At 55.6% G+C, this 477-nt stretch carries 1 protein-coding gene and 1 pseudogene; both read right to left on the reverse strand.

The features are described 5' to 3' along the window. Positions 1 to 362, reverse strand: a 362-nt coding sequence (locus tag RM704_RS45720) for a phosphoribosylformylglycinamidine synthase-related protein (RefSeq protein ID WP_498076446.1), incomplete at its 3' end; no start/stop codon positions are given. A 12-nt stretch (positions 363 to 374) separates the two neighbouring features. Beyond that, positions 375 to 425 (reverse strand): annotated as a pseudogene (locus RM704_RS45725) (hypothetical protein); the annotation flags it as partial. Positions 426 to 477: the final 52 nt, after the last annotated feature.

A 477-nucleotide genomic window follows, 5' to 3' on the forward strand; every position in this document is an offset into this window, starting at 1 on the left:
GCCGACAGCACGTGATCTGGCGTGTGTTCGAAAGTGTTTTTAATCATTTTGAACAGCGACTTAGGCTGTTCTTGACCGTCAATCACCCAGTCTGCGTTGAAGATCTTGTGGCGGCAGTGCTCGGAGTTAGCCTGCGCAAACATGTACAGCTCGATGTCAGTCGGGTTGCGCCCCAACGACGTGAAAGCGTTCATCAGATAGTCGATTTCGTCCTGCGCCAGCGCCAAACCCAGTTTGGTGTTTGCCGCTTCTAAGGCAGAACGGCCTTCGCCAAGGATATCCACGGACTGCACCGGAGCAGGCTGATGCTGAGCGAACAGCGCTTCGGCATCTTCAAAACGGTCAAACAGGGTTTCCATCATACGGTCATGCAGCAGAGCACCCAGTTGACGCCACTGGGCATCAGTCAGGCTCGGCGCTTGCACGTAGAACGCCAGCCCGCGCTCAAGGCGCAGTACTTGAGACAAACCGCAGTTG

It is taken from the genome of Streptomyces gottesmaniae (assembly GCF_031845845.1).
GTDB lineage: Bacteria > Actinomycetota > Actinomycetes > Streptomycetales > Streptomycetaceae > Streptomyces > Streptomyces akebiae.